Raw genomic sequence first — 25,801 nt, 5'->3', positions numbered from 1 at the left:
CGTTAACGAAACGAATTTGAGGAATAACGATCATGGCTGCAAAAGAAGTTAAGTTTGGCGACTCCGCTCGTAAAAAAATGCTGGCTGGCGTTAACGTCCTGGCCGACGCGGTAAAAGCCACCCTCGGCCCGAAAGGCCGTAACGTGATCATCGAGAAGAGCTACGGCGCTCCGACCATCACCAAAGACGGTGTGTCGGTTGCCAAAGAAATCGAGCTGAAAGACCGTTTCGAAAACATGGGCGCGCAGCTGGTTAAAGACGTTGCCTCCCGTGCCAACGACGACGCCGGTGACGGCACCACCACCGCCACCGTTCTGGCTCAGTCGATCGTCAACGAAGGCCTGAAAGCCGTCGCTGCCGGCATGAACCCGATGGACCTCAAGCGCGGCATCGACAAGGCGACCATCGCCATCGTTGCTCAGCTGAAATCGCAGTCCAAGCCATGCGCTGACACCAAAGCCATCGCTCAGGTCGGCACCATCTCCGCCAACTCCGATAGCTCCATCGGCGACATCATTGCTCAGGCAATGGAGAAAGTTGGTAAAGAAGGCGTGATCACCGTTGAAGAAGGCTCGGGCCTGGAAAACGAACTGTCGGTTGTAGAAGGCATGCAGTTCGACCGTGGCTACCTGTCGCCGTACTTCATCAACAAGCCAGACACCATGGTCGCCGAGCTGGACAGCCCGCTGATCCTGCTGGTCGACAAGAAAATCTCCAACATCCGCGAAATGCTGCCGGTGCTGGAAGCTGTTGCCAAAGCAGGCCGTCCGCTGCTGATCGTTGCTGAAGACGTTGAAGGCGAAGCCCTGGCGACTCTGGTTGTGAACAACATGCGCGGCATCGTTAAAGTTGCTGCTGTTAAAGCACCAGGCTTCGGCGACCGCCGTAAAGCCATGCTGCAAGACATCGCCGTTCTGACTGGCGGTACCGTTATCTCCGAAGAGATCGGCCTGAGCCTGGAAAGCGCTACCCTGGAACACCTGGGTAATGCCAAACGCGTCATCCTCAGCAAAGAAAACACCACCGTTATCGACGGTGCTGGCGTTCAAGCTGACATCGAAGCGCGCGTTGCTCAGATCCGCAAACAAGTTGAAGACACCTCGTCCGACTACGACCGTGAAAAACTGCAAGAGCGTCTGGCCAAACTGGCTGGCGGTGTTGCCGTGATCAAGGTTGGCGCCGGTTCCGAAGTGGAAATGAAAGAGAAGAAAGCCCGCGTTGAAGACGCCCTGCACGCGACCCGCGCAGCCGTTGAAGAAGGCGTGGTACCTGGCGGTGGCGTGGCACTGGTTCGCGCTCTGCAAGCTATCTCCGACCTGAAAGGCGACAACGCCGATCAGAACGTGGGTATCGCTCTGCTGCGTCGTGCTGTTGAGGCACCGCTGCGTCAGATCGTTTCCAACTCCGGCGACGAGCCGAGCGTTGTGGTCGACAAGGTCAAGCAGGGTTCCGGTAACTTCGGTTACAACGCTGCCACTGGCGAATACGGCGACATGATCGAAATGGGTATTCTCGACCCGGCTAAAGTGACCCGTTCTGCTCTGCAGGCCGCGGCCTCGATCGCCAGCTTGATGATCACCACTGAAGCGATGATTGCTGAAATCGTGGAAGACAAGCCAGCTGCCGGCGGTATGCCGGATATGGGTGGCATGGGTGGTATGGGCGGCATGATGTAATTGCGTTAGCCGTAAAAAAACCCCGCCTTGCGCGGGGTTTTTTTATGGCTGGTCGATCGGCTGCGCGTCGGCATTGCGGCGTTGAAATGTTTTTTTGAATGCTCATTGGCTACAGCCAACTGCGCTTCAAAAAACCATTTCGCCTTGCACTGCTCTAGCTCGCTCGATCTCGAGAGGCGGCGCGGTTTGTATCGCAACGGCAACGGCCAAGGCTTTCCCCACAGGTGCCGGGTTGTTGTGGGAGAGGCTTCAGCCTCGAGTTTTTGATCTTATGGCGGGGCTTATACGGCTGCCGTGGAGGCGGGTTTCGCCACCATGCTCTTGGCCGGCCTATACAACACCGCCCAATACGACCCCAAACAAATCAACCAACAAAACACCGCCGTCCACAGGTTGTGGGAGAAGAAGTGCGCGCCTTGCAGCATGCGGCTCACGGAGAACACGGTGCCCAGGGTCAGGGCGAAGACGAAACCTGCACGAGCCCAGCGGGGTTTGCGGTCGCGCCAGACGAAGTAAAGCGCGAATAACGTAAAGCCCGCGGCGGCGTGACCGCCTGGCCAGCAGCGGCCGGGTTTGTCGGTGGCGGGGCGGTGGCTGAGCAGCGGGCTGTAGGTTTCCTGGCCGCCGAATTGGCTCAGGCTCCACGGGCATTGCACGGCGGTGACCGCTTTCATTGGCGTGACGAAACTGGTGGACAGCCCCATGGCCATTACCAGGTAACCCAGTTCTCGCCGCATCGGTTTCAGACGGTTGATAAAGAAGCTGCCGACGAAGCCAAGAATGGCCAGCACGGCGAAGGCGATCACGGCCTGTTTCGCGCGGTCGTGCAGGATGTCTTCGAGAAATGCGTTGTGTTTTCCCACAAACCCCACGCCCGGTGTGTACATCAGATTGGCCAGGGCGAAGTCCAGTTTGGTGGGTTCGATCAATAGCAGTAACGCGGCGATGGCCAGAGGAATGCCGAGGGCCAGGCGCAGGTTCAGGCGGTGTGAAAAAGTAGTGAATGGAGTCGACGACATGCTGAGTCCAGGCGTAGCGGAAGTAGCGTGCATGCTGCTCCAGGCGCTGTCAGCATGGCGTTAAGTTGTCGTGAAAAAATCGTGAAAGCCGCTTCAATCATTAAATGTTGAGGTAATGTCGCGCCCCGTGACGTGCCTGTAACGCCCCGCCTCAAGGAACCGCCATGCGCATTCTGATCGTTGAAGACAACCGCGACATTCTCGCCAACCTTGCCGATTATCTGGGCATGAAAGGCTACAGCGTCGACTGCGCGCAAGACGGTTTGTCGGGTCTGCACCTGGCGGCAACCGAGCACTACGACTTGATCGTGCTCGACATCATGATGCCCGGCATGGACGGCTACACCTTGTGCAAACGCCTGCGTGAAGACGCGCGTCGCGACACGCCGGTGATCATGCTCACCGCACGCGACCAACTCGACGACCGCCTGCAAGGCTTCCGCTCCGGCGCCGACGATTACCTGCTCAAACCTTTCGCCCTGTCCGAATTGGCCGCCCGCATCGAAGCCGTGCTGCGCCGCAGTCAGGGTGGCGGTCGGCGCATTTTGCAAGTCGCCGACTTGGTGTATGACCTCGACACCTTGCAAGTCAGCCGCGCCAGTAAAGCCCTGAAGCTCAACCCTATCGGCCTGAAATTGCTCGCCGCGCTGATGCAGAAAAGTCCGCACGTGCTGCGCCGTGAAGTATTGGAAGAAGCGCTGTGGGGCGACGATTGCCCGGACAGCGACAGCCTGCGCAGCCACATTCACCAACTGCGCCAGGTGATCGACAAACCGTTTGAATTGCCGCTGCTGCAAACCGTGCACGGCGTGGGCTATCGCTTGGCGGAAGTCACCGATGGAGTTTAAGCAAAGCCTGTCACGCCGCATCGTTATTGCCTTTGTACTGATGACCACGCTGGTCGCCGCGGCCTTCGCCACCGGCATTTACATGGCCGTGCATATGCTTGAGGAAAAGCTGATTTCCGGCGTTCTCAGCGGCGACCTCGACCGCCTGTTGCACATGGACAACATGGATGAGTGGCGCACCCGTCCTGAGCCCGACCAATTGTTTTACTTCTCCGGCGGCCACGGCGATTTCGCTCTGCCGGATTACCTCACGGGTATGACGCCAGGCTTCCACGAAATCTTCCGCGACGACTCGTCCTATCACGCCTTTGTGCGCGTGGTGGCGGGGCAGGAATATGTGTTGCTGCAAGACCAGAGCGAGTTCGAGGAGCGCGAGCGAACGCTGTACACCACGGTGTGGATTGGTTTCGTGTTGTGCGTGGCGCTGGCGGTGTTGCTCGGACAATTTCTCGCGCGCAAGGTGATCGAGCCGGTGTCGCGGCTTTCGCGGCAGGTACGCCACCCCGATCAGCTGTTGTCGATGGCGCCGCCCTTGGCGCCCAATTACGCGGCTGATGAAGTGGGTCAGTTGGCTGCCTCGTTCGACACGACGCTGGGGCTGCTACGTCACGCCCTGACGCGTGAGCGCTTGTTCACCAGCGATGTCAGCCACGAGCTGCGAACACCGTTGATGGTGCTAGCCAGCTCGTGCGAATTGCTTTTGGAAAACCCCAACCTCGACGACCGCGCCCGCGCTCAAGTGCAGCGCATATTTCGCGCCTGTGAAGATATGCGCGCCTTGGTGCAAACCTTCTTCCTGCTGGCGCGGGCGCAGAACACCGATGTCAGCCAGATTCCTACCATCAGCGTAGAAAGCGCGGCCTGTGAGTTGCTCGAACAGTGGCGTCAGCCCATTGAAAGCAAGGGGCTGACGTTGAACTACCGCGCCGAGCAGGTGCTGGACGGCGAGTTCAACGCCACCCATTTGCGCACGGTAATGAGCAACCTGTTGCGCAACGCCCTGCATTACACCGACAGCGGGCACATCAGCCTGACCTTGGTGGCCGACGGTTTTGAAGTAGAAGACAGCGGCGTCGGTATTCCCGAGGCTCAACGTGAGGCCGTGTTCCAGCCTTTTGTGCGCGGCGACAGTCAGCGCGGCGATGGTTTGGGGCTTGGCCTGTCGTTGGTGCAACGTATCTGTGCAAGCCAGGGTTGGGATGTCAGCCTCATTGCAGCGCAACCTCGAGGATGTTGTTTCAAGGTGGTGTTGGTGCCTCGGCGCAGTTGAACGGGTTGCCGGTGGATAGTCGTTATTTAGCCGATATTCGGTAGGAATTTTCGGAACTTGGCCTCCATTGTGCACACAAAGGCTGTTACATTCGTCGTCGGTCAGGGCTTACAAGAACTCACCCGACCACGCCAGCGCCTTCCCAGGCCTCAAGGATATGGTCGCCCCACGGACGACAGCTTTCTATCTTCTGTACAGGACATCACGCATGACACTAGCGCTGCACTCGCCGACTCCCGGTCTGTTCGAACAATGGTGGCAACAGCAGGGCGAGTGGGTTGAAGAGCCCAACAGCAGGCGCGGCGGCACCAGCGGTGTTCAGCGAATTCACGACCGAGACGGCAGCCTGTTGTATGCCAAGCGCCAAGTCGGCCACATCTACCACAGCTTCTTCCATCCGTTCGGCCGCCCTACGGTGTTGCGCGAAGTAAAAGCGCTGACCTCGTTTGCGCGCTTGGGCATCAACGTGCCGAAAGTGGTGTATTGCGGTGCCGAGCGCGGTGTCGACAACGCCTGGCGCGCCTTACTGATCACGGCCGATATGAAAGGCTTCATTGAAATAAACCACTGGCACGCTGCCGGCGGGCGCGAACGTCACGGCGAAGCGTTTCACGAGCGCGTCATGCAAGCGGTGGGCGCCATGATTGCGCGCATGAACAAGGCGCGCTGGCAGCACAACTGCCTGTACTCCAAGCATGTGTTTATTCGCGTGGAAGGCGAGGGCGAGCACGCCACGTTCGAGGTCGGGATGCTGGATTTGGAAAAATCGCGCCGTCGCCTGACCCGTCAACAAGCCGCTCGTCACGATCTGCGTCAATTACGCCGCCATTCGTCGTGGAGTTCAGCAGACTGGGCACAGGTTATCTATGGTCATTCCACAGCGTTTGGCAGCGCTATCAAAGGGTTGTGACATGAAGCTAGATATTGCACGAGGTATTTTCCTCATCGGCGCATTGGGTGTGGCCTCGCTGGCGGCGGCGGCCTGGCATGAACCGGGCCCGGAAGTTCTGCATTCGGCCTCGGCGGCCAAGCAGTGCTCGATGCCCGCGAAATTGAAGTCGGCCGTGGCCGTTCGGCCCGATCAGGATTTGCTGCTACTGATGTTCGGCCTCGCGCAGGGCGGCACGCGCTAAGCCCTCGCTTTTGTGGGAGCGGCTTTAACCGCGATAGGCGTTAAGCAGATCAATGACAATGTCGCCCAGTCGCTCCCACAAGGTTTGACTGGACCGGGCCTCGCCCCGCAGGTCGCGCTCCCAGGCGTGGTGGCTTATCATTAGCCACCTAACGACACCCGCCCGGTTCTGCTTCCCATGTTCGCGATCATCGCCGCCACCTTCGGCATCACCATGCCGGTGTTTGCCATGCTGTTTCTCGGCGTTTTCCTCAAACGCCTGGCCTTGATCGACGGTCACTTCATCAATACCGCCTCGGCGCTGGTGTTCAACGTCACCATGCCGGTCATGCTGTTTCTCGCCATTATTCACGCCGACCTCAGCACCGCGATGCAGCCTGCCGTGCTGGGTTATTTCGTGCTGGCGACCGTGGTGGGCTTTCTGGTGGCGTGGGGCTGGGCGATTTGGCGGGTGCCGGTGGCTGATCGCGGCGTGTATACCCAAGGCGCCTTTCGCGGCAACAACGGCATCATCGGCCTGGCCCTGGCGACCAGCCTTTATGGCGACTACGGCCTGTCGCTCGGCGGCATTCTGGCCGGCGTGGTAATCCTCTCCTACAACAGCCTTTCGGCCATCGTGCTGGCTATCTATAGCCCCAGCGCCAAGTCGGATGTGTGGAGCATCAGCAAAAGCATTATCTGCAACCCGTTGATTATCGGCGTGCTGTCGGCCATCCCGTTCGCGTACTGGAAAATTCCATTGCCGGTCTGGCTGACGACTTCCGGCGAATACCTGGCGCAACTGACGTTGCCGCTTGCGCTGATCTGCATCGGCGGCACCTTGTCGCTTGCCTCGTTGCGCAAGAGTGGGGCGCTGGCTGTCAGTGCCAGCCTGATGAAAATGGTCTGGCTGCCCATTATCTCCACCGCCGGTGCGTTCGCTTTTGGCTTTCGCGGCGCCGATCTGGGCGTGCTGTTTCTATACTTCGCCAGCCCGACGGCAGCGGCCAGTTTTGTCATGGCCAAGGCGGCCAATGGCAATCATGAACTGGCAGCGGCAATCATCGTTATCACCACACTGGTGGCGGCGATCACGACGAATATCGGCATTGTTTTCCTGCAATGGGGCGGTTGGATGTAAGCCGCTGACCCTGGGCGGTGTGAGCCATTCGGTAACTCTTACAAAATGTGTCGCAAGGTCATTGTCAGGCTCGTGAGCTAGCGATACCTTTGCCGCCTTTCGCACGCTAAAGGATTACGCATGCGCTCCCTGCTGTTGTTCTGCCTGGCCGCTTTCTGCGCCTGTGTCGTGGCTGAACCTTCTGCTGACTTGCAAAACCCGGTCGCCGGCTGGCGATACTCCGGGCTGCTTGAGCGCGCCGACGATGCGCGCGTGGCGTACCCGACGCCGCCGATTGACCGTGGCGCCCAGCGCGGTCGCACCCTTATTCAAGGCACCCTGAAAAACCTGCAAGGCAGCCGCCAGCCCCACCGCCTGGTCGTCAATGGCAATCCGCTGCCGTTGTACACCGACGACCAAGGCCGCTTCGTACGTCCCTACAACATGGGCGCCGGTTCCAACAGCGTGGAAGTGGTGAGCGGTGACGGCCAGTCGCTCAAGCGTGTGCAGTTTTACGAAGCCAATCACAGCAAAACCCCCGCCCAGGTGCGTATCGCGCTGGGCTGGGACGACCCCAAAGCCGAACTCGACCTGCATGTGGTCACCCCCGACGGTCAGCACGCCTTCTGGGCCGACCCGGTGATGAGCAATGGCGGCGGGTTGGACACCGACAGCGTCGACGGCCCCGGCCCCGAGATGTTCACCATGACCGCGCCGCTGCACGGCCGCTATCTGGTGTTCGTCAACTACTGGGGCAACCTCAACAATCAGGGTTACAACTTCGACGAAGGCAGTAATCAGAACGAAGTGATCACCGCGCAAATAAACCTGGTGTTCAACGAAAACACGCCGAACGAAAAACGCGAGACCTTTATCGTGCCGTTGCGCGGTATTGGCGATCTGCAACTGATCAAGTCATTCAACTATTGAGCTAGCGCCCGCACGCGGCGCCTGGCTACCAGCGACGCACGGACGAATTGGGGTTTCTTACATGAGCGATAACACCACCCAGAACGGGGAAACCGGTTCCACGGAAGGCAAAGCCGGGCGCAAGCGTCGCGTGCTCATCGCCCTGGCGGTTGCCGTGCCGCTGGTCGCGGGTGCCGGTGTGCTTGGCTGGTTGCAGCAGCACATGGCACCGCCGCGCACGCTGGCCGAAGCCAGTGAATTGCAGCTCGACCTGCAACATCCGCAGGTGCTGATCGAAAGCGAATCGCTGAGCCGTCTGCCCAAAGACCTGCTGGCCGTGCCGCTGCTGCGCGACACCCTCACCGAAGACCTGGTGTTCTATTACGAAGCCAACCCCGATCGTCTCGGCATCACCGGCAGCCTGCGTCGCATCATCTATGAGCACGACCTGCAGTTGCAGGACACCTTGCTCGAACAGTTGCTCGACCAGCCGGCCCAGGTCGCCCTCTGGCGCGGCGCCGACGGCAAGCTGAAAAACTTCGTGGTGCTGATGGAACGCGGCGGTCTGGCGCGTCTGCTCGAGCCGCTGGCCCACGTGGCCACCGACGACACCCAACTGCGCAAAGTCGCCGAGCTGCAAGTGGATGGCGACGCCGTGCCGCTGTACCGCCTGCGCTACAACGGCGAGCGCGCGCTGCTGTTCGCCAGCTACGGCGACAAGCTGGTGATGCTCTCTAACCCGAGCATGTTGCTCGAAGGCGATTACGACGGCGCCAACCTCGGCAAGGGCGCCACCGAAGCCGTGGAAGCCATGCTCAATGGCGACACCGTATTCACTGAAGCCTTCGGCCTGAAAGAGCGCGGCGAGCTCAAGCAACGTATTTCCCTGGGCAGCGACTACGTTGCCATGGGTTACCAGCGCTTTATTCCGAGCTTCGCCGGGCTGCGCTTTGAAATGGACGGCGCTGGCTGGCACAGCTTCCTGGCGTTGAACGACAGCGGCGAAAAAACCAACCTCGACTTCAACCCCATCTGGCGCGCCATGCCCATGGGCGCCAGCGCCTGCGTGGCGTTGCCCGTCGCGCCAGCCGTGCACGAAAAAATGCTCGCCAAAGTCGGCGCCCAGCCGGATGTGGCCAAGCAACTGGCCGAGCACATGACCGGCGCCGCCGGCCTGTGCTGGTACCCGAATTCGCGCCTGCACAGCCCGTTGCTGGTCGGCCAACTCGACGACAAAGCCGGCACCAGCCTGGACGAGAATCTTGGCAAGCTGTTCGGCTCGGTAATCGGTGCCTGGGAAGCCAACGTAGAAGGCGGCATCTTCCCGCTGAGCGACGAAACCCGCGCAGACGGCACCCATGTCTGGCAGCGCGAAGTCAGCTCCAACTTCGGCCAATACCCCGCCAGCGAAGCCGAAGTGCCCGACGCCATGGCTGCCAGCGGCTTCTTCCGCGTGAGCATGGCGCGCCAAGGCTCCACGCTGCTGTTCTCCCTGGACGACAGCATCGTCAACAAAGGCCTAGACGCGCTGAACAAACGCTTCCCGCCACTGGCCGACGTGTTGCCCAAGGACGCGGTAGTGCCGGCGTATCTGGCGCCGTCCACGCTCTCGGCCTTGTTTGAACAGGAAACCCTCGACGCGCTGCCAAGCGACATCGAGCCGGTGTTCCGCAATGCCGCGCAAACGCTGTTGCTGCCCAAACTGAAAGCATTGGCCGGGCACAGCAATTACGCCCTGACCTTACCGGCCGACGCCGCGCCGGACTCCAACTGGCAGTGGCTGCCACTGGAGTGGCGTTCGCTGTGAAATCGCGCGCTGCCCTCACGCTGGTGCTGCTGGGAAGCCTCTTGCTGCCCACGCTCGCCTGCGCGACTGCATCGGCCATAACGCCGCTGGATGCCGAGCAGTCGCAGATTTTCCGCGCCTGGTTTGTGCGCATCGCGCAAGAGCAATTGCGTCAGGGCCCGAGCCCGCGCTGGCACCAGCAAGACTGTGCCGGCCTGGTGCGTTTTGCCGCCAACGAAGCGCTGAAAGTGCACGACGCCAAGTGGTTGCGCGCCAACGGCCTGAGCAACCGCTACCTGCCGCCGGAATTGCAGGTGCAAAACGAACAACGCAGCCTGGCCCAGCAATGGCAGCAAGGCGGCGGCAAGGTTGGTCCGTACGTCAATGCGATCAAACTGATTCAGTACAACAGCCAGTTTCTGGGCCGCGACCTAAACCAGGCGCGCCCGGGCGATCTGATTTTTTTCGACCAGGGCGATGAGCAACATCTGATGATTTGGATGGGCCGCGAAATCGCATACCACACAGGCACCACCACGCCGACCGATAACGGCATGCGTTCGGTCAGCGTGCAACAACTCATGAAATGGAAGGACACCCGATGGATACCCGACGATTCCAATCCGAACTTTATCGGCATCTATCGCCTGCAATTCCTCGCTCGATGAAACTGGCCCTAGCGCTGGTCGCCAGCGTGCTTCTGCCCCTGAGCAGCCTGCACGCCGAAGACACGGTAAACCCCAGCGGCTATTCGCCCGTGGGCGGGGAGTCGTTCTTCCTGCTGGCCGATGCCAGCTTCGCCACCGACGAAGTGGCCCAGGTGCGCCTTGAAGCGCCCGGTCGCGATTACCGTCGCTACACCATGGAACCTTACGGCGGCGTGGACATGCGCGTGTACCGCATCGACCAGCCGCTGGAATTCCTCAAGCGCCAGAAGAACCTGCACCGCGTCGTCGCGGAAGGGCAGTTCAAGGGTGAAGGGCTGTCCAACACGCTCTCGTACCTGTGGGATAACTGGTACCGCAAATCCCGCCGGGTGATGCAGCGCGCGTTCTCGTATGAGTCGCGCAAGAACGTCACCGAGGAAGCGCCGGAACTGAAAATGGGCACGGCCATCGCCACGCCGACCCAGTACGAAAACACCCCGCAATTCGCGCCCATGAAAGGCCTGCCGCTAGTGGCGCAGTTCCGCTACCCGCTGTGGGATGCAAAAGCCATTCAGCCGCCTAAAGGCGTGGAGTTGGCCGGTTCGTCCAGCGACTTCGTCAGCGTTAACCCCGGCAACGTCTATGTGCCGTTGGGCAAACTGAAACCCGGCTTGTACCTGGTCGAAGCGCTGGTGGGTAAATACCGCGCCACCACCATGGTGTTCGTCTCCAACACCGTGGCGGTGAGCAAAATCGCCGGCGACCAACTGCTGGTGTGGACCGCGCGCAAACACGAAGGCAGCGTGGTGCCCAAAGCCAAGGTGCTGTGGAGCGACGGCCTGGGCGTGATGAGCAGCGGCGAAACCGACGAGCAAGGCTTGCTGCGCCTGAAACACGCCAGCCCCGAGCGCTCTTATGTGCTGGGCGAAGACAGCGAAGGCGGCGTGTTCGTCTCGGAAAACTTCTACTACGACAGCGAAATTTACGACACCAAGCTCTACGCCTTCACCGACCGCCCGCTGTACCGTCCGGGCGATTGGGTGGAAGTGAAAATTCTCGGCCGCGAATTCAAAAACGCCCGTGATTCGGTAGCGCCCACCAGCGCGCCCGTGAAGCTCACCGTGCTCGACGCCAACGGCACCGCCCTGCAAACGCTCGACCTGAACATGGACAGCAAAGCCGGCAGCCAAGGCCGCTTCCAGTTGCCGAGCAACGCCGTGGCCGGTGGTTACGAACTGCGTTTCGGCTACCGCGACCAGCAATACAGCAGCGCCTTCCGCGTGGCTGACTACATCAAACCGCACTTCGAAATCGCCCTCGACCTGGCCAAGCCAGACTTCCGGACCGGCGAAGAAGTGAAAGGCAATCTGGTGCTCGTCTACCCCGACGGCAAGCCGGTAAAAGACGCCAAAGTGCAACTGACCTTGCGCGCCCAGCAACTGTCGATGATCGACAACGAATTGCAGTACCTCGGCCAATTCCCGGTTGAACTGGCGACCACTGAAGTCACCACCGACAGCCAGGGCCGCGCCGAGCTGAAACTGCCCGCCGCCGACAAACCCAGCCGTTACCTGCTGACCGTGTTCGCCAGCGACGGCGCGGCGTACCGCGTGAAAACCAGCAAGGAAATCCTCATCGAACGTGGCGCCGCCCGTTACCGCCTCAGCGCCCCGCAGCGCTTCAGTGCGGCCAAGGAAAAAGTGCGCTTTAGCTACCGCAGTGAAACCGCTGCCGGGCAGAAAAAAGAAAGCCACAAACCGGCGCACTACGAATGGGTTCGCCTGGAAGACCAGAGCAAAGACGACGGCAGCCTGGCCGCCGACGCCGATGGTTTCGACCTGAGCTTCGAACGCCCTGGCAGCTACAGCATCACCATCAAGGACAAAGACGGCCTGATCCTCGGCGCCACCGGCCATTCGGTCAGCGGCGAAGGCGTGAAAGCGGTCGCTGGCACCATTGAAATCGTGCTGGATAAAACCGAATACAAAGCCGGCGAAGAAGCCCTGGCCTTGATCACCTTCCCGGAACCGGTAGGCGATGCCCTGCTGACCCTGGAGCGTGATTCGGTAGAAGCCACCGCCTTGCTGAGCAAAGGCGCCGACTGGCTGAAGCTGGAGAAACTCAGCGACACCCAATACCGTGCGCGCATTCCGGTAACCGAGCAGTTCTCGCCAAACCTGACGTTCTCTGCGCTGTACACCAAAGGCGGCGATTACAGCTTCCAGAACGCCGGCATCAAAGTGGCGGCGCCGCAAATCGACATCGCCATCGCCGCCGATAAAGAGCAATACCAACCTGGCGATCTGGTCACCATCGATCTCACCACCCAGTTCGCCGGCAAGCCGGCTGGCACGCGCCTGACCGTTAGCGTGGTGGACGAAATGATCTACGCCCTGCAACCGGAAATCGCGCCGAGCATTGATCAGTTCTTCTATCACCCGCGTCGCAACAACGTGCGCACCAGCGCCAGCCTGTCGTTTATCAGCTACGACGTCGCGCTGCCGGGCTCGCCCACCGCGCCGGGCAAAGCCAACCGCAGCGACCGCAGCGTGAAAGTGCTGGAGCGGCCGCGTCGTGAAGAAGTCGACACCGCCGCCTGGCAACCTGACCTGGTCACCGACGAAAACGGCCACGCCAAACTGACCTTCCGTATGCCCGACTCCCTAACCCGCTGGCGCATCACCGCGCGCGCCGTGAGCGACGTTGGCACCGTGGGCCAGAAGAAGCAGTTCATCCGTTCGGAGAAACCGCTGTACCTGAAATGGAGCGGGCCGACCCAGTTCCGCGCGGACGACCAACCGGCCATGGGCGTGTTTGTGTTCAACCAGGGCGAACAGGCGACCAAAGCTGAACTGGTCAGCCACTTCAACGGCCAGGAAAAACGCACGCCGATTGACCTGGAAAAAGGCATCAACTACCTGCCTCTGCCAAAAGTGCCGGTCGCGGCGGGCGAGTGGAAAGCCGAGCTGTTGCTCGACGGCAAGCCGGTGGACGCGCTGAGCGTAACCCTGCGTACCGTTGGCAAAGGCTGGCAAGACCTGCAAACCCAGCGCGTGGCCGCCAACGCCGGCGCCAATGCCCTGCAACTGCCAAGCGATGCCCGTGACATCAGCGTGCGCCTGGACGACAGCGCCAAGGCCTTGTTCAACAGCAACCTCGACGACCTGCTGGAATACCCGTACGGCTGCGTTGAGCAAACCGCCAGCCTCTTGCTGCCGCTGAGCCTCGCCTATCCATTACTGAGCAAGGCCGAGCAGGGCTACGCCGAAGGCGGGCGCATTGAAAAACGCGTCACCGACCGCTTGCGTCTGATCATGCAGAACAGCCGCCTGCGCCTGGTGCAAATGGCCGGACCGGAAGCGTTGTTCACCTGGTGGGGCGAAGGCGCCGAGCCGGATGCCTTCCTCACTGCTTACGCCTACTACGCCGACTGGTACGCCAGCAAAGCGCTGGAGCTGAGCCTGCCTGCCGATCACTGGCAGCGAGTGATGGACATCTACGCCAAGCAGGCCGCGACCACGCCGCTGCTGCAACGCGCGCTGATCCTGGCCTTTGCCAAAGACATGAACCTGCCCATCAATACCCTGGTGGAAGGCTTGATGACCGACCTGGCCAACCATGACGCGCAGGCCAAGGCCGACGCCGAAGTGGCGGCGAAAGTCGACGCCGCGACCCAACCGAGCAGTGAGGGTGAAGCTGAAGTAGCGGCTGACGCACCGCGCACCGACGTGGCCAGCGTGCAACCCGCCGACGCCGAGCCGACCCCGAGCGACGACGGCCTGACCAGTCTGGTTCTGGCTGCGCCTAACTCCAAGCTCGGCCTGGCCGTTGCCCGTGTGCTCACCGCCGAGCTTGCCAAGCAGAGCAAAGTGACCGCGCCTGCTGCGTTCAGCGCGCAGCTGCCGGCCGCGCAAGAGGTGGTGTACGCCAGCGAGCATCCGTTCGTGGCCAGCCTCAAAGCCAAGCTGGCCGGCGTCGATCAAGGGCAGGCCAAGGCCTTGCTGCAACGTCTGGCGCCTGAGCAGTCGACCCTGGAGCGCGCCCTGGCGCTGACCTGGCTGCAAGCGGCCAGCCAGCAAAAAGCCGCGGCCAGTGAACTGAAACCGGGGGAAGGCTGGCAGGCGCAACAGCGCGCCAGTGGCGAAACCCAGTGGGTGTGGGTCGGCAATGGCGTGCCGAGCAACCTGGAACTGCCCGCCTCGGTGACCGAGCCGGTTAACGTCGCCATCAGCTACCGCAGCGCGCAGAGCAAACCGGGCGTGTTGCCGGTGACGCTCAGCCGCCGTCTGCTGCGTCTGGTGCCGGGCGATGCCGCGTTTGAATTCAGCGTGAAGGAAGTCGGCGAAGGCGAAGCCATCTCCGGCGACGACCTGTACCTGGACGAAGTGAGCCTTTCCAGCGAAGACGCTCGCGCCCTGCGCTACGGCCTGCTGGAAGTGCCGCTGCCGCCAGGCGCCGACGTGGAACGCACCACCTGGGGCATTCAAGTCAGCGGTCTGGATTCCGAAGAAGCCGCGCCGCTGGAAAAAGCCCGCTACGAAGACGGTCAACTGCTGTACGCGGTGCCGGTCGACAGCCTGCAAGGTGGCCTGACCGTGCGGCACTTGGTGCGCTTCTCGCAGAAAGGCGAATTCTCGCTGCCGCCAGCGCGCTACGTGCGCATGTACGCGCCGCAAGATCCAGGCACTGGAAAGCGAACCGAGCTACGGCAGCCTGAAGGTCGAATAAGCCGTGCGCCTTGGCTGGTTGTGCATTGTGTTGTTTCCCCTGCTCGCCAGAGCCGGGGACGCACCGCTGCAACTGGCCATTGGCGCCGCGCCGGACACGCAACTGCTGCACCTCAATCAGCAAGGCGTGACGAGTCGCGGCCCATTGCCGGCCGACCTCAGCGCGCCACTGGGCAGCCTGTGGAAATTATTCGTGTATGCCTATCTGGTCGACACGCACAAACCCGAAGTGGGCTACACCTGCAAAGGTCAGGACCGCGACGAGGTGTATTGCTGCAAAGCCGGTGAACGCATCGAACGCGATCAGGCGCTGACGCAAAGCTGCGGCCTGTATTTTTCCCCCGCCAACCTCAAAATCGATGCCGCCGATTGGCGCGCCTACTGGCAGCAACGCCAGGCGCCGTTGTGGCTGAGCGACATGGCGCAGTTGCAACCGCAACAGCGCGTAGCGGTTGGTGAATTGCTGCAACAACTTGCTAGCTTGCCGGCGCAGGAGCAGGCGCGTCGGGTGCTGCTCGACGTGATGCTGCATGCCCCCGACGGCGCCACCCTTGGCGCGCTGGGCAGTCGCTTGCGGGTGAAAACCTGGAGCTGGCTGGCCGACCACGATGCCCAGGCGCGCCAAGGTGGTTTCGCCGGCTGGTTAGTGGACGGCACCCCGGTTTGGGCGGGCGGCGTGGGCACCAGCCAGCGCATTCTGAAAAACTACGCGCAAGCCTTGGGCGCTGCGCTGCCGACACCGCCACCGCTCGACCAGGGCCGCTGCGTGCAGGTGCAATTGTTCGCCCGTTACCCGGTTCGGCAAGTGCGCAGCAAAGCCAGCGGGCAACTGGTCGGCGCCGGTGCCTTGCGCGGCGACTACGAGGTGCAGTTCGCCAACGGCAACCGCTTGCCCATCAGTAGCGAAGGCGAGTTGTTTGTCGGCGCCGATGGCCAGCTCACCGCACGCCTCAGCCGCGAAGATTACGTCGCCCGCGTGCTCGACCGCGAAGCCTCGGCGCAACCGGCCGAAGCGGCGAAAGCCCTGGCCGTGACCATTCGCACCTACTTGCTGCAAACCGCCACCCGCAACGGCGAATGCCTGAGCATCAGCGACAGCAGCGCCAGCCAGCGCGTGGCACCCCGCCCGGCCAGCGAAGGGGCCCGACAAATTGCAGCCTGGACCACCGATCTGGTGTTAGCCGGCAGCCCGGTGAACTACCACAGCGACAAAGCCGGAACGGATCGTTTGTCCTGGCAAAACGCGGTGGAACAAGCAGGGCAGGGTCTGCGCTACGACGCCATTCTCGCCCGTGCTTTTCCCCGCGCCAGCCTCAGCCGATGGGACCAACCCACCGCCGCCTGCCAGGCGCTCGGTAACGCCGAGGAGTGGTTGAAAAACCAGCAGCGCGGCTGGCGTGAGCGCCTGCAACGCGAGCCCGGTTATGTGGAAACCAGTGATTTCGCCGTGTGCCAACTGAGCGGCGGCAAACCCCATGTCGACCGTGAGCGCCAACGCATTTTTGTTCGAGGCTTCTACTCACTGCAGGACCGCCTCGACCTGACCCACGAATACTTGCACCTGGCCTTTGCCGCACACCCCAACGGCCAGGACGAAACCTACATCGAAGGCCTCGCCCGCCACCTACTTCTGGAATAGCCCCATGCGTGTACGCCTGACTGAAATCGCCCTGTTCCTCGCCTGCTTGCCGCTGGCGGCGCTCGCCACCGACGGTGTGCAAATCGACACGCCGGTTGGCGGCTGGCGCAAAGGCTCCGACGAGGGCGCGCACTTTATGCAGGAAGTGAATTACCCCGCTTCCTCGGTGAACAGCGCGGCCGACCAAGCCAACACCGCGCGCATTGCCGGGCAGATCACGGCCACGCCCAAAGACGCGAGCAAGCCGGCGCGCTTGATCGTCAACGGCATCAGCATGCCGCTGAAAGTGCAGGAAGACGGCAGCTTCGACCGCCCGTTCGTGTTCCCCTCCGGCAGCAACAGCGTGGAAGTACGCAACGCCGAAGGCACCGCCAAACACCGCGTGCAGTTCTACAACCGCGGCAGCGGCGAAACCGCCGCCAAGCTGCGCGTGGTGCTGTCGTGGGACAGCGACAACACCGACCTCGACCTGCACGTGGTCACGCCCGATGGCGGGCACATTTGGTATGGCGATCGTTCGGCTGCCAATGGCGGCGCGCTCGATGTGGACGTGACCACCGGCTTCGGCCCGGAAATGTTCGCCTCGCCGACGCCGCTGAGCGGTGAATACTTGGTGTACGTGAACTACTTCGGCGGCGGTTCCAGCAGCGATGAAGAAGGCGTGGAAACCCCCGAGCAAATTCTCACCACCGCCCAGGTCACCGTCATTTCCCAGGAAGGCACCGCCAACGAAAAGCAGGAATCGTTCATCGTGCCCATGCGCGCCACGGGCGAGTTGACCATGGTGAAGCGCTTCAGTTATCCCTGAAAGTTTTGCCGCCGGGCTCAGTGCAGTTCCGGCGTGGCCCGCAGCTGGCGCAAGCGCTCGCTGAGCAGCAGGCGCTGGGCTGTGTCCTCGCTCAGCAACAGCGCGTGTTCCACGTCGTAACGCTCGGCCTGCGGGCAGTCGAGCTGGCGGTAAATGTCGGCCCGCGCCAAGTGATCGACCAGATTAGGCGAACCGAGCAACAGCACCCGCTCCGCATCTTTCAACGCCGCCAGCGGCTCCTGCGCCTGCGTGTGCAAACCACGCAGATTGCGCGACAGGCGCTGCAGCATCTGCCGCGCATTGCAGCTTTGCAGGTGCGTGGCGTGCAGCTCCGCTTTCGGGCCAAGGGTGCGCAGCAGTAAGTCGCGGCAGTCGCGGGTATACAGACGCCGCCCGCTGCTGGGGTCGAGCAGATGATCGGCGCCGGGCACACGCAGCAAAAAATGGCCGGGGAAATTCACGCCTTGCAGAGGAATGTGCAGGCGCTCGGCCAGCTCCAGGGCAATCAGTGCCAGCGACAATGGTTGTCCACGCTTGCGCAGCAGCACCTGATCGAGCAGGGCGGAGCGGGGTAGTAGAGGGCTGCTGTCGTCTTCGTGGAAATCGATTTCGCCCAGGCGTCGCAGCAACGGTTGCGCCAGTTCATGGGCGGGCAGATGGGGCAAGCCGCTGCTGACCTGATGAACCAAACCGGTGAATTCGCGCAGCACCTGTTGCGGCACCAGGCTGTCGTCGTGCTCAGCCGCAATCCATAGCGCGGCTTCGAACAGCGCAGGCGGTTCACGGTCCAGACAGGCAAGGCAGGCTTGGCGTGGGGTCATGGGCTTCTCCGGGTCGCCCTAGGGTTGTAGCGCTTAGCTAACACTTCGTCCAGCGCGGCGTTATGCCTGGCTTTGCGCAACGCGGCCTTGCTTATGCTCGCCTGGTCAGTTGGGTCGTATGCGGCCACCTATACTGCTCGGAACCACAACAATAAGGAGTCATCACATGTTCGCTTTAATGGAAGCGGCACGTGTCGAGGCCCTGCACTGTTTCAACGATGCGGCCACCGGGCTTCGGGCCGTTATCGTCATTCACAACAGCCGACTCGGCCCAGCGCTGGGCGGTTGCCGCTACCTCAGTTACCCCGACGAAAAAAGCGCCATCGACGACGCCGTGCGCCTGGCTCAGGGCATGAGCTACAAAGCCGCGCTCGCAGGCCTAAGCCAGGGCGGCGGCAAGGCGGTGATCTTGCGGCCGCCCGGCGTCGACAACCGCGCCGCCTTGTTCGAAGCGTTTGGCCGCGCCATCGACAGCCTCGGCGGCCAGTACATCACCGCCATCGACAGCGGCACCCTCAGCGCCGACATGGACTGCGTGGCGCAATACACCCGCCACGTCACCAGCACCACCAGCGCCGGCGACCCGTCGCCCCACACCGCCATAGGCGTGTTCGCTGGCATCCGCGCCACTGCCCAGGCGCGCTTGGGCAGCGACGACCTGGAAGGCTTGCGCGTGGCCATTCAAGGTTTGGGCAACGTCGGCTTTGCCCTCGCCGAACAGCTGCACGCAGCGGGCGCCGAACTGTTGGTCAGCGACCTCGACCCCGGCCGCGTGCAGTTGGCCGTCGAGCAACTCAACGCCCGGCCCGTGGCCAACGAAGCGCTGCTTTGCACCCCGTGCGACATCCTCGCGCCGTGCGGCCTGGGCGGTGTCTTGAATTCAGCGAGCGTGGCCAAGCTGCGCTGCTCGGCAGTGGCAGGCGCGGCCAATAACCAACTGCTCAGCGCCAACGCGGCGGATGAGCTTGAAGCGCGCGGCATCCTGTACGCGCCGGATTATGTGATTAACGCCGGCGGGCTGATCTTTGTCGCCCTTAAACATCGCGGTGAAGAGCTGCCAGCCATTACCGCGCACCTCACCCAGATCGATCGGCGCTTAACGGAAATTTATGGCCACGCACAGGCAGACAAACGCTCGCCCGCGCGGGTGGCGGATGCGTTGGCGGAGAAGATTTTGTACGGGAGTAGATAATAAGCAGCGTAAAGAATGTCAAATATAAGGATTTGTAGCGTAGGGACTAAGAGTGTTCTTACCCTTATAGCAGTCCCGTACAGCTGAACCAAGTAAGGGCAAATGTATACGCTCTTCCGACACGCTTCTTCTACTGCGTGTTGGAGTTTGATCATGAACAAATCACTATTGCTACTTGCACTTTCATTGTCACCGCTAGTTGCCGATGCCGCGACTGTGTGGACACCCTGGAATCGCACCTATGTCCGTCTTGAAAACGATGGCAACATCGCCTGTGCTACAGGCACTGATCGCAAGGAGTGCAACTGGGACAGTAAAGGCGTGCCTTCAGCCAACACCCCTTCATTAGTATGCGGCGTAAAACATTTAAAACTGCATGGTATTACCGGGTACGACTACGTTGACCATTGGTGCAATAAAGCGTACGCGGATATTTACGCTAAGTGGACGCTGGCAAACTTTTCCGGATTCGACGTTTACCTCTCCGAGAATCCAGCTGGGGACCTGATGTGCGACTCGGCCACTGGCACGGACTGCTACTGGTATCACGCTACGACTACGATTCTACCGTCCAAGCCAATCAACCCGCTGGTGTGCGGCCCCATCCACAAGGCCATAAAAGGCGAAAACGCCGATGGCCCCGACCACTGGTGCCACCAGGGGCGGCTAGTCGCGGACTATCGTGATTTTTCCGAGAACGCTTGGGCCAACGCAACGTTTGATTACGAGCGTGGCTGGGCTGGAATCGGCTTTGGTTTAACCGGCACGCAACGCGGAGCGCCGGAGTCGATGAGGATTACCAGCAAGGAGGGTCACCAGGGGCTTGGAATCAGATCGCTCGTCCGGGACGCGCAATGGTTTAAGCAGCATCCCACCGGTCCATACAGTACGGCGGACCGGGAGGCGCAAGACGATTTATTTATGTACAGCAAAAAAGTCTGGCAAGCAGACGACGAGCCCATTGTGGTCATGCATATATATCGGCCTAAAGGCACCACGGTGTCGTTGCGTATGCCGTCTATATATAACAACCGCGGCGCTGAAGATAAGCGTTGGCCCGGTATATGGTTAAAGCCAGAGGGAATTCGCTTGAGAACGGTTCAGGGCGATTATTTCGTAGCGGATGCGGCATTGGAAAATTCAGCGGGACGTTGGTGGACCCTGGGGATGAAAATTACCAAAGAGGGCGATATTGAATATTACGCGGCAGCAGATTGGCGAGACTCGCCGTTTGACTCTTCGCTTTTGCGTGGTAAACAAAGCACATTATTAGGCTCGTCAGCGTTCAATGTTATTCGTCAGGCTGACGCCGTCGTGATGATCTCCAATGTATTACCTGACAACAGCGAAGCAGTTATTGGCGATATTCGCTATGGCTTGAAAACCAAGGGACAGAAGACTGTGCCTTAACATTTAGTCAGGAGCGAATAACCCGGAGGTTATTCGCTCCACCCGCATTTACAGATCGATTTCGCCTTCAGCCTTGCGCTTCCAGCTGTCGTTACCCGGCAGCAGCAAATTCAAGGCGATGGCGACGATGGCACACAGGGCAATGCCTTTGAGGCCGACGTCATCCGGCCCGGTGCCGGTGCCGACCAGCACGCCGCCGATGCCGAACACCAGAGTCACCGACACAATTACCAGATTGCGCGCTTCGCTGAGGTCGACCTTATGGCGAATCAGCGTATTCATGCCCACCGCTGCAATCGAGCCGAACAGCAGGCACAAAATGCCGCCCATGACCGGTACCGGAATGCTTTGCAGCAACGCGCCGAACTTGCCGATAAAGGCCAGCACGATGGCGAAGACGGCCGCCCAGGTCATGATTTTCGGGTTGTAGTTTTTCGTCAGCATCACCGCGCCGGTCACTTCGGCGTAGGTGGTGTTGGGCGGGCCACCAAACAGGCCGGCTACCGAGGTAGCGATGCCGTCGCCTAGCAGGGTGCGGTGCAAACCAGGCTTTTTCAGGTAGTCGCGGCCCGTCACGCTGCCCACGGCAATCACGCCGCCGATGTGTTCAATGGCCGGCGCCAGGGCCACCGGCACAATGAACAGAATCGCCTGCCAGTTGAATTCCGGCGCGGTGAATTTCGGCAGTTCCAGCCACGGTGCTGCGGCGATTTTGGCGGTGTCGACCACGCCGAAATAAAACGCCAGGGCAAAGCCCACCAGCACGCCGGAAATGATCGGCACCAAGCGGAAGATGCCTTTGCCGAACACGGCGACGATCAACGTTGTCAGCAATGCCGGCATGGAGATCAGCATGGCGGTTTTGTACGGGATCAACTCGGCGCCATCGCCGGATTTGCCCATGGCCATGTTGGCGGCGATTGGCGCCATGGCCAGGCCGATGGAAATCACCACCGGGCCGATCACCACGGGCGGCAACAGACGGTCGATAAACCCGGTGCCTTTGATTTTCACGGCCAAGCCGAGAAAGGTGTAAACGAAGCCTGCCGCGACAATACCGCCCATGGTGGCCGCCAGGCCGAACTGGCCCTTGGCGAGAATGATCGGCGTGATAAAGGCAAAGCTCGACGCCAGGAAAACCGGCACCTGCCGGCCCGTGACGATCTGGAACAGGATGGTACCCAGGCCCGCGGTGAACAACGCCACGTTAGGATCCAACCCGGTAATCAGCGGCATCAGCACCAAGGCGCCAAACGCCACGAACAGCATCTGTGCGCCCGACAGCACCGTGCGCCAGAGTGGATCGTTGAAGTCGTCTTGCATGGCTTAGGCGTCCTTTTGCTTGGTGCCGAAAATCTTGTCGCCGGCATCGCCCAGCCCGGGAATGATGTAGCCGTGTTCGTTGAGTTTTTCATCGATGGAGGCGGTGAAAATCATCACCTCGGGGTGCGCGTCTTGCACCGCCTTGATGCCTTCCGGCGCGGCCACCAGCACCATGGCACGAATGTCTTTGCAGCCGGCTTTTTTCAGCAGGTCGATGGTGGCAACCATCGAGCCGCCGGTGGCCAGCATCGGGTCGATAATCAGCGCCAGGCGCTCATCAATTTCCGGCACCAGCTTTTCCAGATACGTGTGCGCTTGCAGCGTTTCTTCATTACGCGCCACGCCCACGGCGCTGACCTTGGCGCCTGGAATCAGGCTGAGCACGCCTTCGAGCATGCCAATGCCGGCCCGCAGAATCGGCACGATGGTGATTTTCTTGCCGGCAATTTTTTCCACATGAACAGTGCCGCACCAGCCGTCGATGGCGTAGTTTTCCAGGGGCAGATCCTGGGTGGCTTCGTAGGTGAGCAGAGCGCCCACTTCCTGGGCCAGTTCGCGGAAGTTTTTTGTGCTGATATCGGCGCGACGCATCAGACCTAGCTTGTGGCGGATCAGTGGGTGGCGGATTTCGCGGATGGGCATGGGGTGGGCTCCGAACGTGCTGGCAAAAAATTGTGCCAAGAGTAAAGCATTCGATATGCCAAGTGGCGCCGTGACTGGGTGGTCGCCTACATTTCCTGTACCTGCGGACAGGAAATGTCGCCAACAGATACGCCGCGCATCATTGGCGACACGTGACCGATGGGGCTTGCCCCACGCCAAGGGGATGCGTACCTTTGCCGACTTTTATTTTGACGCCTTGATCAGGTTTTGATCAGCACCTAGACCCCGTGAGGAATAGCCCATGTCCGTCGATATCGCCCACATCCAGCAAGTGATGGCCGAGGCCGATTGCCTGTACAGCAACGCCGAGGTCGAAGTGGCCATCGACACCATGGCAGCTGCCATCAACAGCGAAATGGCCGAGAGCAATCCGGTGGTGTTTTGCGTCATGAACGGCGGGCTGATTTTCTCCGGCAAGCTGCTGCCCAAACTGAACTTCCCGCTCGAACTTTCCTACCTGCACGCCACCCGCTACCGCAATGAAACCAGCGGTGGCGAGCTGTTCTGGAAAGCCAAACCCGAGATTTCCTTCATTGATCGCGAAGTGCTGATCATCGACGACATCCTCGACGAAGGTCACACCCTGGGCGCCATCATCGACTTCTGCCGCCACGCTGGCGCCAAGCACGTGCGCATCGCCGTGCTGGTCGACAAAACCCACGACCGTAAGGCGCGGCCGGATTTGAAAGCGAATTACGTGGGCATGCCGTGCGTGGATCGGTATGTGTTTGGTTATGGCATGGATTACAAGGGTTATTGGCGCAATGCCCCCGGGATCTATGCCGTCAAAGGCATGTAATGGGTACGTAACCGATCGGCTGCGCGTCGGCCCTCCGGCGTTAAAAAGCCCTGCTGAAATGCTCATTGGCTACAGCCAACTCCGCTTTCAGCAGGGCTTTTTGCCTTGTAGGGCTCTAGCTCGCTCGATCTCGATTTTTAGTGGGTTGGGGATTTTTTAAGGTCAAGGGCATCGCGGCTGAAGCCGCTCCCACAGGTATCGCGCTTTCTGTAGGAGCGGCTGGGCGGCATCCCGATTAGCCGCGATGCTTTTTTACAACCCCACGTCCAACAACACCGGCCGTTTGGCCAGCGCTTTTTCCATCACGCTTTCCACAAATTGGCGATCGCTGTCGGGCAGCGCCAGGCGGGGTGGGCGGGTGAGGGCGGTGCCGCGTTGCATGATCTGCTCGCAGAGTTTGATGCATTGCACCAGGTCCGGACGGGCGTCCAGGTGCAGCAGGGGCATAAACCATTCGTACAGCGGCATTGCCTCGGCGAAGCGCCCGGCTTTGGCGAGGCGGAACAGGGTTTCGCCTTCTTTGGGAAACGCGTTGGACATGCCCGATACCCAGCCCACCGCGCCCACGGCAATGCTTTCCAGCACCACGTCATCAAGCCCGGCGAACAGCACGAAGCGGTCGCCGACTTCGTTGCGCACGTCGATGAAGCGGCGGGTGTCGCCGGAGGAGTCTTTGAAGCAGACGATGTTGTCGCAGTCGGCCAGGGAAATGAGGATGTCTGGCGTCACGTCGTTTTTGTAGATCGGCGGGTTGTTGTAGACCATCACCGGCAGGTCGATGCTGGCGGCCACGCTGCGAAAGTGCGCGGCGGTTTCGAACGGTTTGGAGGAGTACACCAACGCGGGCATCAACATGATGCCGTCAGCGCCCACGCGCTGAACTTCTTTCGCCACCTTGCTGGCGTTCAGGCTGGTGAATTCCGCCACGCCGGAAATCACCGGCACGCGCCCGGCCGAGGCGTCTTTGGCCACTTCCACCAGGCTGATTTTCTCCTCGACGCTCAGCGAGGTGTTCTCCCCCACCGTGCCGCAGATGACCAGGCCTGATACGCCGTCGCGCACCAGCCCGCTGATCACCGCATGGGTGGCGTCCAGGTCCACGGAAAAGTCAGAACGAAATTGGGTGGTGACGGCGGGAAATACCCCGCTCCAGCTAGGTTTGTTGCTCATGTGCGACTCCTGGGATGGCTGTAGGTAAAGGACGGGAAAAGACAGGACAAACGCCCACGCGCCGACGCGGAAACGTTTCCGGGCGGCATGCGATCAAGGGCAGTTAGTGGGCGAGGCTTTCGCGGTAACGCGTCGGCGACAAACCGGTGAGGGCTTTGAATTGGCGACTGAAGGCGCTGTGGTCGGTGTAGCCGCAGAGCAGGGCGATTTCGGTGATCGGCAAGTCGCCGGCCAACAGCTGCGAGGCGGCGCCCAGGCGCGCTTTGTGAATCATCTGCCGCGGCGTGAGCTGGAAGATGCGCTTGCAGTGGCGCTCCAGTTGCGCCACCGACAACCCCGCCAGTTGCGTGAGGTCGCGCAAGCTGATGGGCTGGGCGTAGTGCTGGCGAATATGGGCGTCGACGCTGGCCAGTTTCTGGTACGCCGGATGGCTGGATTGCGGCGCCAGCAGGTCGTAGGAAATGCCCGCCATGCCAATGATCGCGCCGTGCACATCGCGCAATGCCAGCTTGTGCGTCAGGCACCAACCGGGCTCGCGACCGGGATACAGGTGCAGCTCCAACTGGTCGCTCAGCGGGTTGCCGGCGCTCATCACGTGCATGTCTTGCTCGGTGTACAGCGAGCCAAAACGCGTGGGGAATACCTCGGCCGCCGTCTTGCCCAATAGCTCGTTTTTGTCGCGCAGGCCGCAGCGCTGCGCCAGTGTCTGGTTGGCCAGCACGTAGCGCGCCTGCATGTCTTTGATAAAGAACACCACGCCGGGCATGGCATCGAGCAGCGGCGCAATTTGCGTCAGGCTGCCGAGCAGGTCGGGCAAATCCCGTGGGGTGGGCAGCGCGGCGGGAAACATGGGCGGTGATGGC

Annotated in this window: 20 protein-coding genes and 1 pseudogene; 15 read left to right on the top strand and 6 right to left on the bottom strand. The window is 61.1% G+C overall.

Going from position 1 to position 25,801, the window contains the following annotated elements:
* Nucleotides 1-32 precede the first annotated feature (32 nt).
* Entirely contained in the window at nucleotides 33-1,676 is a 1,644-nt protein-coding gene (gene groL, locus ACZZZP_RS18395; RefSeq protein ID WP_122452478.1) for a chaperonin GroEL, read from the top strand.
* 281 nt (nucleotides 1,677-1,957) lie between these two features.
* Here groL and ACZZZP_RS18390 read toward each other — a convergent pair whose 3' ends face one another.
* Entirely contained in the window at nucleotides 1,958-2,695 is a 738-nt protein-coding gene (locus ACZZZP_RS18390) for a phosphatase PAP2 family protein (protein ID WP_463536753.1), read from the bottom strand.
* A gap of 164 nt (nucleotides 2,696-2,859) precedes the next feature.
* Between ACZZZP_RS18390 and ACZZZP_RS18385 the strand changes: the two genes are divergently transcribed.
* From ACZZZP_RS18385 to ACZZZP_RS18335, 11 genes and pseudogenes are all read left to right on the top strand, one after another.
* Complete coding sequence (locus ACZZZP_RS18385) at nucleotides 2,860-3,543, top strand: response regulator transcription factor (RefSeq protein WP_122494224.1); 684 nt, start codon at nucleotides 2,860-2,862, stop codon at nucleotides 3,541-3,543.
* On the top strand, nucleotides 3,533-4,813 hold the full coding sequence (locus ACZZZP_RS18380; RefSeq protein ID WP_463383688.1) for a sensor histidine kinase: 1,281 nt from the start codon (nucleotides 3,533-3,535) through the stop codon (nucleotides 4,811-4,813). The genes ACZZZP_RS18385 and ACZZZP_RS18380 overlap by 11 nt, the downstream gene beginning before the upstream one ends.
* Nucleotides 4,814-5,021: 208 nt before the next feature.
* Nucleotides 5,022-5,723 carry a lipopolysaccharide kinase InaA family protein gene (locus tag ACZZZP_RS18375; RefSeq protein ID WP_463383687.1) on the top strand — a complete coding sequence of 234 codons (702 nt, stop codon included), beginning with the start codon at nucleotides 5,022-5,024 and terminating at the stop codon, nucleotides 5,721-5,723.
* A gap of 1 nt (nucleotide 5,724) precedes the next feature.
* On the top strand, nucleotides 5,725-5,946 hold the full coding sequence (locus ACZZZP_RS18370) for a hypothetical protein (RefSeq protein ID WP_122494218.1): 222 nt from the start codon (nucleotides 5,725-5,727) through the stop codon (nucleotides 5,944-5,946).
* A 177-nt stretch (nucleotides 5,947-6,123) separates the two neighbouring features.
* A complete protein-coding gene (locus ACZZZP_RS18365) occupies nucleotides 6,124-7,065 on the top strand; it encodes an AEC family transporter (RefSeq protein WP_122494216.1) in 942 nt (313 codons plus the stop codon).
* Nucleotides 7,066-7,185: 120 nt separating this feature from the next.
* Nucleotides 7,186-7,974, top strand: a complete 789-nt coding sequence (locus ACZZZP_RS18360; protein ID WP_122494214.1) for a DUF2135 domain-containing protein — start codon at nucleotides 7,186-7,188, stop codon at nucleotides 7,972-7,974.
* A 61-nt stretch (nucleotides 7,975-8,035) separates the two neighbouring features.
* Nucleotides 8,036-9,760 carry a DUF2138 domain-containing protein gene (locus tag ACZZZP_RS18355; protein ID WP_463383686.1) on the top strand — a complete coding sequence of 575 codons (1,725 nt, stop codon included), beginning with the start codon at nucleotides 8,036-8,038 and terminating at the stop codon, nucleotides 9,758-9,760.
* Nucleotides 9,761-9,780: 20 nt separating this feature from the next.
* Nucleotides 9,781-10,407 (top strand): DUF1175 domain-containing protein, encoded by a 627-nt coding sequence (locus ACZZZP_RS18350; protein WP_463384747.1) that lies wholly within the window; start codon nucleotides 9,781-9,783, stop codon nucleotides 10,405-10,407.
* Nucleotides 10,404-15,114, top strand: a pseudogene (locus ACZZZP_RS18345) (alpha-2-macroglobulin family protein). The gene ACZZZP_RS18350 and the pseudogene ACZZZP_RS18345 overlap by 4 nt, the downstream one beginning before the upstream one ends.
* Before the next feature lie 3 nt (nucleotides 15,115-15,117).
* Nucleotides 15,118-16,752, top strand: coding sequence for a DUF2300 domain-containing protein (locus tag ACZZZP_RS18340; protein ID WP_463383684.1), 1,635 nt, complete (start codon nucleotides 15,118-15,120; stop codon nucleotides 16,750-16,752).
* 4 nt (nucleotides 16,753-16,756) lie between these two features.
* Complete coding sequence (locus ACZZZP_RS18335; RefSeq protein ID WP_122494206.1) at nucleotides 16,757-17,560, top strand: DUF2135 domain-containing protein; 804 nt, start codon at nucleotides 16,757-16,759, stop codon at nucleotides 17,558-17,560.
* A gap of 17 nt (nucleotides 17,561-17,577) precedes the next feature.
* On the opposite strand, the gene ACZZZP_RS18330 is transcribed toward ACZZZP_RS18335, so the two are convergent.
* Nucleotides 17,578-18,381 carry a SirB1 family protein gene (locus ACZZZP_RS18330; RefSeq protein ID WP_463383683.1) on the bottom strand — a complete coding sequence of 268 codons (804 nt, stop codon included), beginning with the start codon at nucleotides 18,379-18,381 and terminating at the stop codon, nucleotides 17,578-17,580.
* Between the two features lie 166 nt (nucleotides 18,382-18,547).
* Between ACZZZP_RS18330 and ACZZZP_RS18325 the strand changes: the two genes are divergently transcribed.
* Nucleotides 18,548-19,573 (top strand): Glu/Leu/Phe/Val dehydrogenase family protein, encoded by a 1,026-nt coding sequence (locus ACZZZP_RS18325; protein ID WP_463383682.1) that lies wholly within the window; start codon nucleotides 18,548-18,550, stop codon nucleotides 19,571-19,573.
* 153 nt (nucleotides 19,574-19,726) lie between these two features.
* Nucleotides 19,727-20,983 (top strand): hypothetical protein, encoded by a 1,257-nt coding sequence (locus ACZZZP_RS18320; RefSeq protein WP_463383681.1) that lies wholly within the window; start codon nucleotides 19,727-19,729, stop codon nucleotides 20,981-20,983.
* 48 nt (nucleotides 20,984-21,031) lie between these two features.
* Here ACZZZP_RS18320 and ACZZZP_RS18315 read toward each other — a convergent pair whose 3' ends face one another.
* Entirely contained in the window at nucleotides 21,032-22,306 is a 1,275-nt protein-coding gene (locus tag ACZZZP_RS18315) for a uracil-xanthine permease family protein (protein WP_122494200.1), read from the bottom strand.
* A gap of 3 nt (nucleotides 22,307-22,309) precedes the next feature.
* Complete coding sequence (upp, locus tag ACZZZP_RS18310) at nucleotides 22,310-22,948, bottom strand: uracil phosphoribosyltransferase (protein WP_122452495.1); 639 nt, start codon at nucleotides 22,946-22,948, stop codon at nucleotides 22,310-22,312.
* A 262-nt stretch (nucleotides 22,949-23,210) separates the two neighbouring features.
* Here upp and ACZZZP_RS18305 point away from each other — a divergent pair, with 262 nt between their 5' ends.
* Entirely contained in the window at nucleotides 23,211-23,768 is a 558-nt protein-coding gene (locus ACZZZP_RS18305; protein ID WP_463383680.1) for a hypoxanthine-guanine phosphoribosyltransferase, read from the top strand.
* A 252-nt stretch (nucleotides 23,769-24,020) separates the two neighbouring features.
* Here the strand turns inward: ACZZZP_RS18305 and ACZZZP_RS18300 are convergent, their stop codons facing one another.
* Together ACZZZP_RS18300 and ACZZZP_RS18295 are read right to left on the bottom strand one after the other, a co-directional pair.
* Nucleotides 24,021-24,938, bottom strand: coding sequence for a dihydrodipicolinate synthase family protein (locus tag ACZZZP_RS18300; protein ID WP_122452497.1), 918 nt, complete (start codon nucleotides 24,936-24,938; stop codon nucleotides 24,021-24,023).
* Between the two features lie 103 nt (nucleotides 24,939-25,041).
* Nucleotides 25,042-25,788 carry a PAS domain-containing protein gene (locus tag ACZZZP_RS18295; protein WP_463383679.1) on the bottom strand — a complete coding sequence of 249 codons (747 nt, stop codon included), beginning with the start codon at nucleotides 25,786-25,788 and terminating at the stop codon, nucleotides 25,042-25,044.
* Nucleotides 25,789-25,801: the final 13 nt, after the last annotated feature.

Source organism: Pseudomonas sp. AC211, assembly GCF_979258055.1.
The sequence above is the reverse complement of the archived record's forward strand: the minus strand, read 5'-3'. Positions and strand labels throughout refer to the sequence as shown.

Excerpts from the sequence above, each read along its gene's own strand:
- groL (WP_122452478.1), top strand. The coding sequence starts at position 33 with ATGGCTGCAAAAGAAGTTAAGTTTGGCGACTCCGCTCGTAAAAAAATG.
- ACZZZP_RS18390 (WP_463536753.1), bottom strand. The coding sequence starts at position 2,695 with ATGTCGTCGACTCCATTCACTACTTTTTCACACCGCCTGAACCTGCGC.
- ACZZZP_RS18385 (WP_122494224.1), top strand. The coding sequence starts at position 2,860 with ATGCGCATTCTGATCGTTGAAGACAACCGCGACATTCTCGCCAACCTT.
- ACZZZP_RS18380 (WP_463383688.1), top strand. The coding sequence starts at position 3,533 with ATGGAGTTTAAGCAAAGCCTGTCACGCCGCATCGTTATTGCCTTTGTA.
- ACZZZP_RS18375 (WP_463383687.1), top strand. The coding sequence starts at position 5,022 with ATGACACTAGCGCTGCACTCGCCGACTCCCGGTCTGTTCGAACAATGG.
- ACZZZP_RS18370 (WP_122494218.1), top strand. The coding sequence starts at position 5,725 with ATGAAGCTAGATATTGCACGAGGTATTTTCCTCATCGGCGCATTGGGT.
- ACZZZP_RS18365 (WP_122494216.1), top strand. The coding sequence starts at position 6,124 with ATGTTCGCGATCATCGCCGCCACCTTCGGCATCACCATGCCGGTGTTT.
- ACZZZP_RS18360 (WP_122494214.1), top strand. The coding sequence starts at position 7,186 with ATGCGCTCCCTGCTGTTGTTCTGCCTGGCCGCTTTCTGCGCCTGTGTC.
- ACZZZP_RS18355 (WP_463383686.1), top strand. The coding sequence starts at position 8,036 with ATGAGCGATAACACCACCCAGAACGGGGAAACCGGTTCCACGGAAGGC.
- ACZZZP_RS18335 (WP_122494206.1), top strand. The coding sequence starts at position 16,757 with ATGCGTGTACGCCTGACTGAAATCGCCCTGTTCCTCGCCTGCTTGCCG.
- ACZZZP_RS18330 (WP_463383683.1), bottom strand. The coding sequence starts at position 18,381 with ATGACCCCACGCCAAGCCTGCCTTGCCTGTCTGGACCGTGAACCGCCT.
- ACZZZP_RS18325 (WP_463383682.1), top strand. The coding sequence starts at position 18,548 with ATGTTCGCTTTAATGGAAGCGGCACGTGTCGAGGCCCTGCACTGTTTC.
- ACZZZP_RS18320 (WP_463383681.1), top strand. The coding sequence starts at position 19,727 with ATGAACAAATCACTATTGCTACTTGCACTTTCATTGTCACCGCTAGTT.
- ACZZZP_RS18315 (WP_122494200.1), bottom strand. The coding sequence starts at position 22,306 with ATGCAAGACGACTTCAACGATCCACTCTGGCGCACGGTGCTGTCGGGC.
- upp (WP_122452495.1), bottom strand. The coding sequence starts at position 22,948 with ATGCCCATCCGCGAAATCCGCCACCCACTGATCCGCCACAAGCTAGGT.
- ACZZZP_RS18305 (WP_463383680.1), top strand. The coding sequence starts at position 23,211 with ATGTCCGTCGATATCGCCCACATCCAGCAAGTGATGGCCGAGGCCGAT.
- ACZZZP_RS18300 (WP_122452497.1), bottom strand. The coding sequence starts at position 24,938 with ATGAGCAACAAACCTAGCTGGAGCGGGGTATTTCCCGCCGTCACCACC.
- ACZZZP_RS18295 (WP_463383679.1), bottom strand. The coding sequence starts at position 25,788 with ATGTTTCCCGCCGCGCTGCCCACCCCACGGGATTTGCCCGACCTGCTC.